This is a genomic window from Cytophaga sp. (genome assembly GCF_051961495.1).
Taxonomy (GTDB): Bacteria; Bacteroidota; Bacteroidia; order Cytophagales; family Cytophagaceae; genus Cytophaga.
The window spans coordinates 18,541-32,569 of record NZ_JBQCDF010000290.1; the positions used below are offsets into that span (position 1 = coordinate 18,541).

General features: G+C 43.2%; 13 protein-coding genes. 12 read left to right on the forward strand and 1 reads right to left on the reverse strand.

What is annotated here, in order from left to right; translation table 11 throughout:
- Positions 1 to 7: 7 nt before the first annotated feature.
- From ACTHJT_RS16290 to hisIE, 3 genes are all read left to right on the forward strand, one after another.
- Positions 8 to 877, forward strand: coding sequence for a TraB/GumN family protein (locus ACTHJT_RS16290; RefSeq protein WP_440240144.1), 870 nt, complete (start codon positions 8 to 10; stop codon positions 875 to 877).
- 9 nt (positions 878 to 886) lie between these two features.
- Positions 887 to 3,139, forward strand: a complete 2,253-nt coding sequence (locus tag ACTHJT_RS16295; RefSeq protein WP_440240146.1) for a Tex family protein — start codon at positions 887 to 889, stop codon at positions 3,137 to 3,139.
- A gap of 758 nt (positions 3,140 to 3,897) precedes the next feature.
- Positions 3,898 to 4,491 carry a bifunctional phosphoribosyl-AMP cyclohydrolase/phosphoribosyl-ATP diphosphatase HisIE gene (gene hisIE, locus ACTHJT_RS16300; RefSeq protein WP_440240148.1) on the forward strand — a complete coding sequence of 198 codons (594 nt, stop codon included), beginning with the start codon at positions 3,898 to 3,900 and terminating at the stop codon, positions 4,489 to 4,491.
- Between the two features lie 132 nt (positions 4,492 to 4,623).
- Here the strand turns inward: hisIE and ACTHJT_RS16305 are convergent, their stop codons facing one another.
- On the reverse strand, positions 4,624 to 5,934 hold the full coding sequence (locus ACTHJT_RS16305; protein ID WP_440240150.1) for a T9SS type A sorting domain-containing protein: 1,311 nt from the start codon (positions 5,932 to 5,934) through the stop codon (positions 4,624 to 4,626).
- 508 nt (positions 5,935 to 6,442) lie between these two features.
- On the opposite strand from ACTHJT_RS16305, the gene ACTHJT_RS16310 reads away from it, so the two are divergent.
- From ACTHJT_RS16310 to ACTHJT_RS16350, 9 genes are all read left to right on the forward strand, one after another.
- Positions 6,443 to 6,874 (forward strand): VOC family protein, encoded by a 432-nt coding sequence (locus ACTHJT_RS16310; protein WP_440240152.1) that lies wholly within the window; start codon positions 6,443 to 6,445, stop codon positions 6,872 to 6,874.
- A 9-nt stretch (positions 6,875 to 6,883) separates the two neighbouring features.
- Positions 6,884 to 7,291, forward strand: coding sequence for a hypothetical protein (locus ACTHJT_RS16315; protein ID WP_440240154.1), 408 nt, complete (start codon positions 6,884 to 6,886; stop codon positions 7,289 to 7,291).
- Positions 7,292 to 7,637: 346 nt separating this feature from the next.
- Positions 7,638 to 8,252: a YdeI/OmpD-associated family protein gene (locus ACTHJT_RS16320; protein ID WP_440240156.1), complete on the forward strand. Its 615-nt coding sequence runs from the start codon at positions 7,638 to 7,640 to the stop codon at positions 8,250 to 8,252.
- Between the two features lie 277 nt (positions 8,253 to 8,529).
- Positions 8,530 to 8,964 carry an LIC_13387 family protein gene (locus ACTHJT_RS16325; RefSeq protein ID WP_440240158.1) on the forward strand — a complete coding sequence of 145 codons (435 nt, stop codon included), beginning with the start codon at positions 8,530 to 8,532 and terminating at the stop codon, positions 8,962 to 8,964.
- Between the two features lie 232 nt (positions 8,965 to 9,196).
- Positions 9,197 to 9,592, forward strand: a complete 396-nt coding sequence (locus ACTHJT_RS16330) for a hypothetical protein (RefSeq protein WP_440240160.1) — start codon at positions 9,197 to 9,199, stop codon at positions 9,590 to 9,592.
- A 996-nt stretch (positions 9,593 to 10,588) separates the two neighbouring features.
- Positions 10,589 to 11,350 carry a type 1 glutamine amidotransferase domain-containing protein gene (locus ACTHJT_RS16335; protein ID WP_440240162.1) on the forward strand — a complete coding sequence of 254 codons (762 nt, stop codon included), beginning with the start codon at positions 10,589 to 10,591 and terminating at the stop codon, positions 11,348 to 11,350.
- A gap of 83 nt (positions 11,351 to 11,433) precedes the next feature.
- Positions 11,434 to 11,853, forward strand: coding sequence for a DUF1810 domain-containing protein (locus ACTHJT_RS16340; RefSeq protein ID WP_440240164.1), 420 nt, complete (start codon positions 11,434 to 11,436; stop codon positions 11,851 to 11,853).
- Between the two features lie 387 nt (positions 11,854 to 12,240).
- The gene (locus tag ACTHJT_RS16345) at positions 12,241 to 13,119 is read left to right on the forward strand and encodes an OST-HTH/LOTUS domain-containing protein (RefSeq protein WP_440240166.1); all 879 of its coding nucleotides are present in this window, start codon (positions 12,241 to 12,243) and stop codon (positions 13,117 to 13,119) included.
- A 133-nt stretch (positions 13,120 to 13,252) separates the two neighbouring features.
- On the forward strand, positions 13,253 to 14,029 hold a 777-nt coding region (locus ACTHJT_RS16350; RefSeq protein ID WP_440240168.1), incomplete at its 3' end, for a DUF4297 family anti-phage-associated protein.

Below are 14,029 nucleotides of genomic sequence, written 5' to 3' on the forward strand. Positions count from 1 at the left end.
TGTTTACATGAAAATCTTCACCAGGACCGCCGTTTTTTTACTTCTATCTGCAGGCTGTTTTCTTGAGTCTCCGGCTCAGGGAAATGCACTTTTATGGGAAATTTCCGGCAAGGGACTGAAAGATACTTCCTATCTGTTCGGCACCATACACATCCGAGACAAGCGGGTCTTTAACCTGGGCGATTCCACTTATTATGCTATTGCAAAGACCAAGGCTCTGTACGGAGAATTGAATCTTCAGGACAAGGATGAAATGAAAAAGCATGCCTCCGAACTGATGATGCCGGCGGGCACCACCCTGGAGTCACTGCTCTCTGCCCAGGATTATAAACTGGTAAAGAAATACTGTAAAAAACACATCGGTATATATTCCTTGCTGATCAATAAGATCCGTCCGGTATATGTATCAGCCATTGTGTCGGAAGACCTGTTGCCGAAAGAAGAGAAGAAACCGCTGGACCTGTATCTGCAGGATCATGCGGGGAAGCTTGGTCACGACATAGGCGGTATCGAAACTTTTGAAGAGCAGCTGGCTGTCGTGAATCTGATCCCGCTGCAGGAACAGGCCGATATGCTGGTAGAGCAGATCAAAAATATTGAAGAGGAAAAAGTATTGATGGAACAGATGCTGCAGCTCTACTTATCCGAGTCGCTGGATAGCCTGGAAATACTGGTACAGGAAGATACGCTTTCGCAGGAATTCAATGAAGCTATATTGGATGCGCGTAACAAAGTAATGCTTACGCGTATGGAAACACAAATGAATACACAGCCGACGTTTTTTGCTGTGGGCGCCGCGCACCTGGCAGGCGAAAAAGGCCTGGTGATTTTATTACGCAAGCAAGGATATACCGTACGACCTGTTAAAAGAAAATAGAATAAACAAATGAGTAAAGTGGAAGTTTCTGTACTGCATGTACATGTAGTGGCAGCTGAATTGAATGTCAGCACCAAACAAGTAGAAGCAACGATTGAATTACTGGATGAAGGTGCGACCGTACCCTTCATTTCGCGTTACCGGAAAGAGATTACCGGCAGTATGGATGAAGTGCAGATCACTGCTATACGCGATCGTTTTGAACAGCTGCGCGAGCTGGATAAGCGCAGAGAAAGTATTTTGAAATCCATTCAGGAGCAAGGTAAACTTACCAAAGAACTGGAAGAGAAAATCAAGACCGCCGGTACCATGACTGAGCTGGAAGATATCTACCTTCCATACAAACCGAAACGCAAAACACGTGCGAGCATTGCGAAGGAAAAAGGACTGGAGCCTTTGGCTATTCTTATCCTGGAGCAGAGCACCTCCGATATTGATGCGGAAGCAAGCAAATACATCGATGCCGAAAAAGGTGTGGCTACCCTGGAAGAAGCGCTGGCCGGAGCACGCGACATCATTGCGGAACAGATCAACGAAGACCAGCAGGCACGTGCGGCTGTTCGTCAGCTGTTCAACGAAAAAGGAACAATCAAGTCAAAAGTGTTCCCGGGTAAGGAAAACGAAGGACAGAAATACAGGGATTATTTTGAGTGGGAAGAGCCGATCGGCAAAACACCTTCACACCGCTTGCTGGCAATGCGCAGAGGGGAGAAAGAAGGCTTCCTGATGCTCGACATTGCACCGGTTGAAGAAGACGCGGTTGAGCTACTGGAGCGCCAGTTTGTGCAGGGCCGTGGCGCATGCACCGACCAGGTGAAGCTTGCCGCTAAAGATGCCTACAAACGATTGCTGAAACCATCCATGGAAACAGAAGTGCGCATGGGTACCAAAAACAAAGCCGACGAAGAAGCCATCCGTGTATTCTCCGACAACTTGAAACAATTACTGTTAGCTTCTCCGCTTGGCCAGAAGAATGTATTGGCGCTGGATCCGGGCTTCCGTTCAGGTTGCAAGGTTGTTTGCCTGGATAAACAAGGCAAGCTGCTGGAAGAAACTGTTGTGTACCCACATGAACCGCAGCGCCAGACACAGCAGTCGGCGGCGGTGATCATGGCTTTGTGCCAGAAGCATGCGATCGAGGCAATCTCAATCGGGAACGGTACAGCAGGCCGCGAGACGGAAGCCTTTGTAAAAGGACTTGGTCTGCCAAAAGAAATATTGATCGTGATGGTGAATGAAAGCGGAGCTTCCGTGTACTCCGCATCAGAAGTGGCGCGCGAAGAGTTTCCTGAATACGATGTAACGGTAAGAGGCGCGGTGTCTATAGGCCGCCGTTTGATGGATCCGCTGGCTGAGCTGGTGAAGATCGATCCGAAAGCCATTGGTGTTGGTCAGTACCAGCATGATGTAGATCAGACAGCCCTGAAGAAAAGTCTGGATGAAGTTGTTATAAGCAGTGTAAACTTAGTAGGTGTGGAAGTAAACACGGCGAGCAAGCAGCTGTTAACTTACGTATCCGGTCTTGGTCCGCAGCTGGCGCAGAATATCATTGATTACAGAAATGCGAACGGTCCGTTTAAGTCACGTGCGGATATTAAAAAAGTAGCCCGCATGGGTGATAAAGCATTTGAGCAGTCTGCCGGATTCCTGCGTGTACGCGACGCGGAAAATCCATTGGATGGCAGCGCGGTGCACCCGGAAAGTTACCCGGTGGTAGAGCGCATGGCAAAAGACCTGGGCGCTTCTGTAAAGGATATCATGAAGAGTAAGGAACTGCGCCAGAAAATTGTGCTGAAGAACTATGTAAGCGAAACCGTTGGTTTACCGACGTTACAGGATATCTTCCAGGAATTGGATAAACCGGGCCGCGACCCGCGCCAGACGTTCGAAGTATTTGAATTTGCGGAAGGTGTGAAGGAAATGAAAGACCTGCGTCCGGGTATGAAACTGCCGGGTATTATCACCAACGTAACCAAGTTTGGTGTGTTCGTGGATATCGGCGTGCACCAGGACGGCTTGATCCACATCAGCCACCTGAGCGACCGCTTCATTTCAGACCCATCGGAAGTAGTGAAGGTACAGCAGAAGGTACAGGTAACCGTACTGGAAGTAGACGAAGCGCGCAAGCGGATCAGCCTGTCGATGAAAGGTGATGCAGGCGGTGCTGGCGGTCCGAAAGGAAAAGGCGGCGCGAAAAAAGAGAAAGAAGTAGAAGGCGACATGCAATCGAAGCTGAACATGCTGATGTCGAAGTTTAAATAATTATGAATTATGAATTATGAATGCCACATTCATAATTCCAGGGCCCACGGTTAACCGTGGGCCTTTTTTTATTCTTGGGGGTGCTACCCCAAGTTAGAATGTATCAGGCTTACAGCCTGAGGATTCGACGAGCGTAATAAACCTGAAAGGCTTAAATAGAATAGCTTAGGGTATCGCCCTAAGAAGAAATATTGAGCCCCGGGTTTTAACCAAGGGGCTTTTTGATTGCGTTATCGTGAGTCCCACGGTTAAAACCGTGGGTTAAACAATTCATTGCATCTCTCTGGCGCTGGTCTCAGCGCAGCGGGACTAGTGCCGGGTATTTCGCGGTCTTTGACTGCCTTATCTAACGTATCGGGGGGCATAGCCCTAAGGACAAATGTCAGGCCCGCGGTTAACCGCGGGCTTTTTTGTTGTCTGCGCGGGTACCCGTTTGTGCGGAGCAAATATGCATGATTGTGCTGACAGGAATTATATAACGCCAGTTACCTTCTAAGGGGTATTTCATGCCTTTGTATCGCCTTTCTGCATGCTTTTAATATGGGGAAGATATGGCGAAGAGGTGGGATAGAGGTGGGACAAAGGTGGGAAAGAGGTGGGACAACCCTAGGTTAGCCTTCATGTTAACCAAAGTTCCGGTTGGAGTAAGCCAGGCAGAACGCCGGTACATCAATGAATGTATCCGAAGACAGGACATACGTCCCAATTCATTCCGCCGGGGCGGATCATAATTCATAATTTATAATTACCTTTGCACCATGAATATCGATTTTAACAAAGGCGAGGGATTAGTACCCGTGATCATTCAGGATGCCGTGACCCGCAACGTACTCATGTTGGGTTACATGAATGAAGAAGCCTATACCAGGACCAGGGCAGAAGGTAAAGTAACCTTCTTCAGCAGAAGTAAAAACCGTCTATGGACAAAAGGCGAAACAACGGGACATTTCCTGCATGTGGTGGATATTAAAGTGGACTGCGACAACGATACCTTACTGATCAAAGTGAAGCCCGATGGTCCGACGTGCCATACCGGTACCGATACCTGCTGGTCTGAAGTGAACAGCGGCCGTACGTTCTTCATCGAGAAGCTGGCTGGTGTAATCAAAGACCGCAGGAACAATCCTACAGACGCGTCTTATACCGCATCGTTGTTCCGTAAGGGAATCAACAAGGTGGCGCAGAAAGTAGGCGAGGAAGCCGTTGAAATCGTGATTGAAGCAAAAGATAATAATGACGACCTGTTCAAAGGCGAAGCAGCCGATCTGTTATATCATTACCTGATTCTACTGGAAGCAAAAAACATTCCGCTGGACGAGGTGATCAAGGTGCTGGAGAGCAGACAGAAGTAATTATGAATTATGATCCGCCGCGGCGGAATGAATTATGAATTTGTGAAAATTCAAATAAGTTAAAATGAAAAAGGCTTTCTATACAGAAAGCCTTTTTCATTTTAATCGATGGCGCAAACTTTCGATAAAAGATTATTCTTTTATAAACGTAGCATGGTAAAGGTCATTATCCGTTTGTATAGAAATAATATAGTAGCCGCTGGCTAATCCGGCCACGTTTACTTTTGAGTCTGAAAGTTGTTGTTGTGAAACTACTTTTGAATCTGAAGAGCAGATTGTAATAATTCCGTTTATTGCGTTATTAAAATGCAAGCTCTCAGAAGCAGGATTCGGGAAAACCATTAATTTATTTTTAGCTGCTGCGTCTGGTACTATAGATGTTGTAACCGGAGGGTCTGTAACGGGAGGATCTGTAACGGGCGGTGTAACAACAACACGCGGCGGTGTAATCGTACAGCCGGTAATGATGGGGTCGTATGATACAATGCCTAGTGTTGGGTCATCATAGGCATCATATATTGTGGTTGGCATGTTCGCTTCATCTAAACACCAACAATTATTTGATATATCATATGGATAAGCACTGTTCCATTTTAAACCATAAGTATTTCCACAAATGATGTTATCGTGAATAGAGGTAGCGGAATAAGCATATGGATAAGATCCTGCCAGGCCGACTTTATTATATTCAATTCTACAATTTGTTATTGTTAGTCCTGGCCATAAAGTGGCGCCCATGTCGCAATGATGTATATAACAATTATCTACAGTGGCTTTATCCAATGAAATACCTGTAAGCAGATCAGAGAATTCACTGTTTGTTAATGTTGTTGTATAGCTTCCCGAAACACCTATAGAGCCATTTTTGAAAGAACATTGATCAAACACTGCATTTGTAAGTCCATGGGCACTAATTAAATTGTTTGAAAAATTGCAATTCGTAATTGAACTTGAATGACTGCCATCATCCCCATTTGATTTTAGTGCTATATTATTGTTCCGGAAAGTACAATATTTAAAATCATAGACCAGATTGGTTGAGTTTCCTGGGTTAAGAATAAATCCCTGGCTGCAATATTCAAATATTAAATATCGGGCCTTAACTGTACCTCCCTGTGCTATTTCGATAATCAGCTGATCCCAGCTTTCTTTCGGATAAAGCGTATTTACTGCAGCAGCAGTAAAAAGTACGCTGTCATTTTCAGCTCCGTTGATATTAAGTCTTCCACGTATACTGAAGAGTGTAGCGCTTTTGACTTTTACAACCACTCCCGGATCAATGTTTAATGTAACCCCCGGAAATACAGTTGTCGTTCCTGTGATCATATAGGGGCTGCCTGCTTTGGTCCAGGTCTGGTCGCCGAAGATGCCGCCACTAATAGATGTTTGTGCATACGCACAGGTGATACAGGCAAAAAGCAGGAATGATAGAATGTGTCTCATGAAATAAAATTATTTTTACAAATGTCTGATAATTTTTACCGTTTTCCTATGTGGAGGAAAATTATAATTGATGATTATGAGTTATTAAGAGATAAAACTTTGGAGTTTAACCAGATAACAAATGTTATACTCATAAATCAATGATACCGGTGTTTTATCCGGAGACTAATAAAACCTTCAGGGTTTCTAATACGCGAACTCTCCAAGTGGGCTCTTCCGGATTTGCAATCCGGAAGCCAGATAGAAAGGATTTTTAATCCGGTTTGGGTTAAGTATAAAAGAGATTGCATTCGCCCGGCGAACCGAACGCTGGATTTCATTTAACCAGGGAAACCTCCAAGGTTTTTCATTAACACTGTATATATCTATTAAGAGACGAAACCTATAAGGTTTTCTTAAAAATCCACCTGTCGCATTCGGCCTTATACATTGTCATTTTTACACCATCTTAAAGCAGGTTTGTTTGCTACATTTGTAACAGATAATCACAAACCAAAAACACAAACATATGGCACGTATCGATCCATCCATCAACTTCAACGGCAATGCCGAAGAAGCATTTACATTTTACAAATCCGTATTCGGCGGCGAGTTTTCAAACCTGGTGCGCCTGAAAGACATGAAGGATCCCGGCTTTCCGGTAGATCCGGCAGATGCAGACAAGATCATGCACATTGCCCTGCCGATCGGTCACAACATACTGATTGGAAATGATGTTCCGTCATTTCTAGGCAGGGTAAATGAAGAGGAGAACCGTTCCAAGATCTCAGTGGCTGCAGAAAGCAAGGAAGAAGCTGATAAAATCTACAAGGGACTTTCAGCAGGCGGTAACGTTGAATTTCCTATTGGTGACAGTCCGTGGGGCTCGTACTTTGCAATGTTCAGAGATAAGTACGGCATTGAATGGATGGTCGATTATAATCCTTCAGCGAAGAAATAAAACACGGCTATGGCAAATAAAACTTTGAAAAGCATCGGTGCAATACTTGCGGGGTTTGCAACCGGTGCCGTCCTTTCTGTCGGCGCCGATTTCCTGATGGAACAGACGAACATGATGTCGATGGAAAACTTCAAACAAAGTTCAGCGGCAATTATCCTGACCGTGATCCTGTACCGCTTTGTTTTCAATGTAACCGGCTGTTACCTGACGGCACGGCTGGCTCCGGATAAGCCCATGAAACATGCGCTGATCATTGGTATCATCGGTACCGTGCTGAGTATACTGGGCGCAGTTGCCATGTGGGACAAAGCCATTCCGGCCTACAACCTTACAATCATTTTCATGTCGCTGCCAAGCGCCTGGCTGGGCGGGAAACTTTTCTTAGCAACAGCAGGGAATGCTGAAGCAAAGCAATAATATGAATGGAGCTGTCCGGGATTTGCATGCACCGCGGCTAACGCAAATCCCGGACTGCTTCATTTACGATGAGATTCTGCCATTACAACGGATAATTGTTCTGCGGTCATGACTCCGTTGAGAGTCACAGCTTTATAGCTGATGCCCTGCCCGCCGCACACGACCCCTCAGCGGGGGCGCACATCCGGCTGTGTGTATTGCTGTTCATAAGCCTCTTCAAGGCTGTGATAGATTATGTAGTGATTTATTTTTCTATAGAGGTTTGGCCCCGCAGGAGTCATTTCTATTGCAAATCCCGGACAGCTTCGTATTTTAGATTCCTGTTACAAATTAAATGCTTTCATGAATGGAAAACTATAACAAGGAAGTTACCGCTTACATTGAAAAAATGGCTGACTTTGCCAAACCGATTTTAACCCATTTAAGAGAAATTATTTTCAGTACCTGCCCGGAAGTAGAAGAAAGTATTAAGTGGGGAACACCACACTATTCCTACAAAGGCGACCATTTAGTTATGATGGGTGGTTTTAAACAGCATTGTTCCTTTAGTTTGTATAAAGCAGAACTGATGCAGGACAAGGACATACAGGCAAGTGTAAAGGCAGGGAAAAAATTCGGTTATATGGATAAGATTAAAGACATCTCCGAATTGCCAGGCAGGAAAATTTTAATTTCATACATCAAAGAAGCGATGGAATTAAATAAAAATGGTACTGCAAAACCCAAACCGGTAAAAGAGAAATCAACAGCTGAGGTTGTTGCTCCCAAAGAGTTTGTTGACGCGTTAAAGAAAAACAAAAAAGCAACCGAAATTTTTGAAAGCAAATCGCCTTCGTTTCGTAAAAACTATATTATCTGGATTGCAGACGCAAAGACAGACGAAACCAGGAACAAAAGAATTGCCCAATCCCTGGAATGGATCGCAGAAGGTAAAGACCGGTTCTGGCAGTCGAAGAAGTAAACGAATCCTTATAGGTTAACCAGAGAACAAATGTTTTCTCCAAAGCGATGCTATCGCTTAAAGGGGACATCGGTGTTTATCCAGGGATCAGTTCTTCCGGATTTATAATCCTTATCATTCATAGAAACAAAAGCACCTCACGCCTCTGACGCGGCAATGGAAGTATTTCTCTTTTACAATTTTATACCATGGAAACTGTATAGCTTTGTTCCATCAACGACACGAAAAAAGGAATAAACAAAAACAATAATAAACTGAATCAAGAACACAAACAGATATGATGAAACCAAAACTTCTATTGAGAACAGCAGCAGGCTGTCTGCTGTTCTTTGCCTTCGGCCACAGCATGGGGCATTTCAACAGGCACAATGTGACCGATCCCAAAGCAAAGGAAGTGCTTCAACAGATGATTGAAAATAAATTTGATATGTTCGGGCAGCTGCGCAGCTACGATGAGAACTACACCGGCATGAGCCTCAATCTCATCTTCACTTTGCTGGCCCTGGCGGCCGTGCTGTGGCTGCTCTCCGCGCATACGGAAAAACAAGCTGCACTGGTAAAACAGGTATTGGTCCCGCTGGGGCTTTGTATCCTGGGTTTCAGCGTTACCGGCTTTCTGTATTTCTTTCCCGTGCCAGCTGTAACGTGTCTGGTGGCGGTTGTGTTAATAGCAGCAGCTATTTTTAAGCTGAATGATAAAAAGGTGGTTTAGCGCTTCCTGATTCGCCGCGGTAAGCGGAAGCCAGATAAAAGGATTTATAATCCGTTTTTAGATAACGATTACATTCGCCGCGGCGAACGTTACTACCTGGGTTCAGGACTGCAAATCCCGAACAGCGGGTACTAATCCGAAACAGCAGGTTACTTCAACGTTGCAAGTTATATACATGAACAACCAAACACCTTTGCACATATAAGACTGCTTGAATAAACCTTACTTGCCCATGAAACACATTTTTTTGTACCTCCTGATTTTACAGATAGCTGCAAGCTGCAACCACAAAGAGCTGGCCTGCGTGTTGTGCCATAAAAGCAGAAAAAAAACCGTGACAAGATTTGAGAACGGACAAGTGAAATCCATCCGGATCACGAAGTCGGTGGCTGGAGCCATTGATGCGCCGGTGAAAACAATAACGCGGTATAAGGAATTCGATTCAACCGGTGCGCTGGTCTGGAAAAGCCATGGCTACCGCATCAACAGTGTATGGGACTGGGAATCGGGGAGGGAGCGGGGCCGCGTAAAACAAACGGTCTATTATTCGGTTACGGATTCGCTCAAAAAGACAACCTTGTTGAAAAAAGATGGCCAGGTAATTTTTACAAAGGATGTGAGAAGGTAAGTGATAATTTACTTTGCCATGGTCGGTGTTTAGCGAGTTTGTATGATAGCTGAAGAACTGTTCCATCCCGAGCGTCACCAACTATTTGTATATTTCAAGCTCTTCCGGGTTTGTATCCGCCGATTCGATGAGAGCAATTTTAAGGCATCTTTTTCCTTCGGGTATGCAATCGTATTGCCGGGGTAACAAAATGGCTGCAGCGCTGCTTAAGACAAGTCTGGCGGCCTTGCCTCCTTGCGTGCAGGAAATGTGTGGTTCTCATACGGTATACCTGCATACTCCTGTGATACTGTTGCGATACTGTGTTCATACCTGTTGCATAGTTGTACTATGGTATTTCTATGGTACTTCCATACCAGGTTCATACTGTACTCATACTGTGGTCATACTGTACTCATACTTCCCGCATACTATCCTGATACTATCCGCATACTTCAGGCATACATGAAGGGTACCTCATGCGGCAATTTTTGTTAACAAAGGTTTACAAAAGCGGTGTTTTTAGCAGTTCTGAAAATCAAAAATGACAATCTTAACGAAGGACCCTGGGCGCAGATAGGGAGGAGATAGGGAGGAGACCACACGGAGCCTACCGGAAAGGGGTGTTTTTTAAGGTTTTCAGATGATTATCGATTGTCAGGAATTAGCGCTTCTTTAACTAAGCTACATTGGATTTGTCATCGTCTTCCAATTTATAAAATAGAGATTACATTCGCCGCGGCGAACTCTCTTATCTGGGTTCGGGATTGCAAATCCCGAACAGCTGGTTTAGAGAGGATGCTTCTTAATTAAGCGACATTGGATTACAAATCCCTAACAGCTGGAAATGATACGCACCAGTCAGAGACTGGCGCGAGTGTGCGATAGCAGCTTTTAACTAAATGTCATTGCAAGGGGATATGTAAATCATGTATCGATTTTTTTGAAAGGTGTAACTTACCGGCTGCTGTTGTTGTTCATTTTTGTAGCTATGGAACAAACCGCCGGCGTACCGCTGTGTTACGCACAACATGCTGTTCGCGCAGGCATGAAGGTTTTGTCCGTTTACCTGAAAAATCATCTGCTATGAAAAAGATACTCGTCATCACCACTTCCCATCAGGCATTAACCGATACCGATTCCACGACTGGTTTATGGATCGGGGAATTTACAGATCCGTATTATGTGTTCATCGATGCCGGCTGTGAAGTTACCCTTGCCAGTCCGCTGGGCGGCAAACCGCCCATTGACCCGATGAGTCTGCTGACCGAACACATTACAGGCTCCAACAAACGGTTTCAGGAAGATACGTTCGCGCAGCGGGCATTGGATCATACGCTTACCCTGGATGCAGTATCCGCCGCCGGTTACGACGCTGTTTTTTTCCCGGGCGGGCACGGTCCGCTGTTTGACCTGGCGAACGACGCCACCTGCGGCAGACTGATCCTGGATTTTCTTCAGAACGGCAAGCCTGTTGCAGCGGTGTGCCACGGACCTGCAGCCCTGATCAAAGCCGCAGAGCTTGATCCCACGGTGCTGCGGGGCAAACGTGTAACGGGATTTTCCAATACCGAAGAACGGCTGGCGATGCGTTACAAACATATTCCTTATACGCTTGAAGACCGTCTGGTCGCTTTGGGCGCCGATTATACAAAGGGTCTGGTTCCGTTTCTTTCCCATACCGAACAGGATGGTTTACTGATCACGGGCCAGAACCCCTTGTCTGCCGGCCCCACCGCCAAAGCGTTGCTCAACCATCTTGGTGTAACCCATGCTTAATGCGCTGTGTGCAGCAGCGGGCGCTGTGCAGCTGAATACGTAAACCTATATTATATAACCTGGCAGATCCTATTCTTATGGAAATGAAAGGCACCTTATCCCGGTTTCTGGATGCACAGGAAGGCGTGTATGAACAGGCGCTGGCCGAGGTGCGGCGCGGAAGGAAAACAAGTCATTGGATGTGGTTCATTTTTCCGCAGCTACAGGGGCTGGGGCAGAGCGAAACGGCGCGGTTCTACGCGATCCGCGATCGGGAGGAGGCGGAGCGCTACCTGGCACATCCGGTATTGGGCAGGCGGATCATAGAGATCAGCCAAGCCTTACTGCAGTTACCGCCAATGCCTGCCGTGGAGATCTTCGGAGCTGTGGACACATTAAAACTGCATTCATCGATGACCTTGTTTTCTTTACTGGAAAATCCACATCCTGTTTTTCAGCAGGTGCTGGATGTATTTTTTGATGGCAACACTGATCGGAAGACGGAGAGATTGCTGCGGGAGTGAGTATTTTGGCGTCGCATAATGCCTGAAGAGCCATTCTATCCCGAGCGTCACCGACCATCTATCTATTCTCCCTGTAAAACTATTTTTAACGGATTTTTAGTATGATAAAAAGATCGGTAAATCCCTTTTGATTCCTATTTTAATGATATTTCTCATTTTTAGGGAGTTATTTATGCTGTTGGAACAATAATTTTATAATTATTCCGGTGTAAATGTTTTGTATAAATAAAATTTTAGCTAACTAGGTGTTGTAACTTTTATGCCAGCTGATTTTTGAATACTTGATAGTTTTGTTTTTTGCTATCCACATAAACCAACTGATTTAAAAAGTAAAATATTGAATTTGAAGTAGGTATGAATTACCAATATGTAAATTAATAAGCTATAATGATAATTTCACTTGCAGATCTAATTGGATTAGCCTCACTGATACTTTCAGTTGTAGCATTGGTTGTTACAATTATTGGTTTTTTTGCTTCACTTAAGTTTTATAAAGATGGCGTAACACTTCAAGACAGTGCTACAAAAGCCCTTGCCAAAATTGAAGAGAAGACAAATACAATTGGTCAGCAAATGTCAGGTATGTTTGATAAAACACTAGATGCTGCAATTAATAATAAAGGAAATCAAATAGCTCAAGATTTTGAGGATACAACAGAACAAATTGAGAAGGCAAGTAGAATAGTCATTGAAAAAATTACTAATGATCTTAATATTGTTGGTGCTGAGGAAAAGGAAAAGTTGAAAAGGTTCGTTGAGGAACAATTTAAAACAATTACTGAGCAGGTTAATGTTACTCAAGAAAATGCAACAAACTTAGTCACCTCCTCTGATAATGAATTTGTTGCTGTTTCTCAATTCCAAGCAAGAATATTAGAAACCTTAAGAACCTCTTCAAAAGCTTTGACAATTGAAAATATATCTAAATCAGTAGGTTTTAGTACAGAAGTTGTTGAAAAATCTTTAAACCGTTTAGTTCTGAAAAGACTAGTGAAAAATGAGAATAGTTTTTTTAGGATAAATGAACAAAAGGAAAAAAGTGATTTGTCCATTATAGATAAAGCTTTTCAAAATGCAGCTCAGGGGCAAAAGCAAGTTTATTTAGCAAATCTTGGAATTCATATACAAAAACTTAATCCAACTTTTGACACTAAGGCTTATGGCTTTGAATCTCTTTCAGAATATTTAAAATCTCAAAAGGGATATAATTTATTAGACAATTTCGTAAACGGATTAAATCATCCGCTTGTTGAAAAAGAAAAATAACTATTGCTATAGAAATTCTCCAAAAATAGATTTGAATTAATTGTCAATTATATCCGAAAATGTCTGAAGGTAATCCGAAGCTCTTTGTCCATAATCTTACAAAGCGATTGTAATAACCTAATAATAAAAAGCAATGAAAATTAGAACTGCTGACGCAACAATAAAAGGATATTATTATCAATTTGACTCATCAATATTTGAATTATTACAATTGCCTTCAGATACTGATACAATTACAATTGAGGGCATTGAAGATATTGACATCAATACTGCAACAGATGCAACTACGATTCAATGCAAATATTTATCAAAGCCAAGGTTTATTAATTCAGCTGTTAGAGAACCCATTATTCTAATGCTTGAGCACTTTGTTAATAATACTACAAACTCTTTAAATTATATCTTATATGCACACTTTGAAAATGAAACGCCAGGTACTGAACCACAAATGAGCTTAGAAAAACTCAAAGAAATTTTAACCTATACAGAAAATAAAGTTGAGAAATTATATCACATAGAAAATAATATAACAGATAAACAACTTAATGATTTTCTTAAAAGGTTTAATGTAGTTTTTGGTAAAGAATTTTATTCACAGCAAAAAGAGGTAATTCAAAAGCTAAAAAATCAATTCAATTGTAGTTCAGATTTTGAGGCGGATACTTTGTATTATAATAACGCATTACGTATCATAATTGATAAATCAATTATGAAGAAAAAAAGTCAACGAAAAATTACAAAACGTGATTTTCTAAAAGGGATTGACAACAAAAAGAGACTGTTTAACGATTGGTTTATTAAACTAAGATCTAAAAAGGAATATTTGAAAAGTATTTCTCAAAATCTCAAATCGACTAGAGCACTTGAAGCCTCACGAACAAAAATAATTTTAATCGGGAGAGAAATTATT

Excerpts from the sequence above, each read along its gene's own strand:
- ACTHJT_RS16315 (WP_440240154.1), top strand. The coding sequence starts at position 6,884 with ATGGCAAATAAAACTTTGAAAAGCATCGGTGCAATACTTGCGGGGTTT.
- ACTHJT_RS16290 (WP_440240144.1), top strand. The coding sequence starts at position 8 with ATGAAAATCTTCACCAGGACCGCCGTTTTTTTACTTCTATCTGCAGGC.
- ACTHJT_RS16345 (WP_440240166.1), top strand. The coding sequence starts at position 12,241 with ATGATAATTTCACTTGCAGATCTAATTGGATTAGCCTCACTGATACTT.
- ACTHJT_RS16330 (WP_440240160.1), top strand. The coding sequence starts at position 9,197 with ATGAAACACATTTTTTTGTACCTCCTGATTTTACAGATAGCTGCAAGC.
- ACTHJT_RS16320 (WP_440240156.1), top strand. The coding sequence starts at position 7,638 with ATGGAAAACTATAACAAGGAAGTTACCGCTTACATTGAAAAAATGGCT.
- ACTHJT_RS16310 (WP_440240152.1), top strand. The coding sequence starts at position 6,443 with ATGGCACGTATCGATCCATCCATCAACTTCAACGGCAATGCCGAAGAA.
- ACTHJT_RS16295 (WP_440240146.1), top strand. The coding sequence starts at position 887 with ATGAGTAAAGTGGAAGTTTCTGTACTGCATGTACATGTAGTGGCAGCT.
- ACTHJT_RS16340 (WP_440240164.1), top strand. The coding sequence starts at position 11,434 with ATGAAAGGCACCTTATCCCGGTTTCTGGATGCACAGGAAGGCGTGTAT.
- hisIE (WP_440240148.1), top strand. The coding sequence starts at position 3,898 with ATGAATATCGATTTTAACAAAGGCGAGGGATTAGTACCCGTGATCATT.
- ACTHJT_RS16305 (WP_440240150.1), bottom strand. The coding sequence starts at position 5,934 with ATGAGACACATTCTATCATTCCTGCTTTTTGCCTGTATCACCTGTGCG.
- ACTHJT_RS16325 (WP_440240158.1), top strand. The coding sequence starts at position 8,530 with ATGATGAAACCAAAACTTCTATTGAGAACAGCAGCAGGCTGTCTGCTG.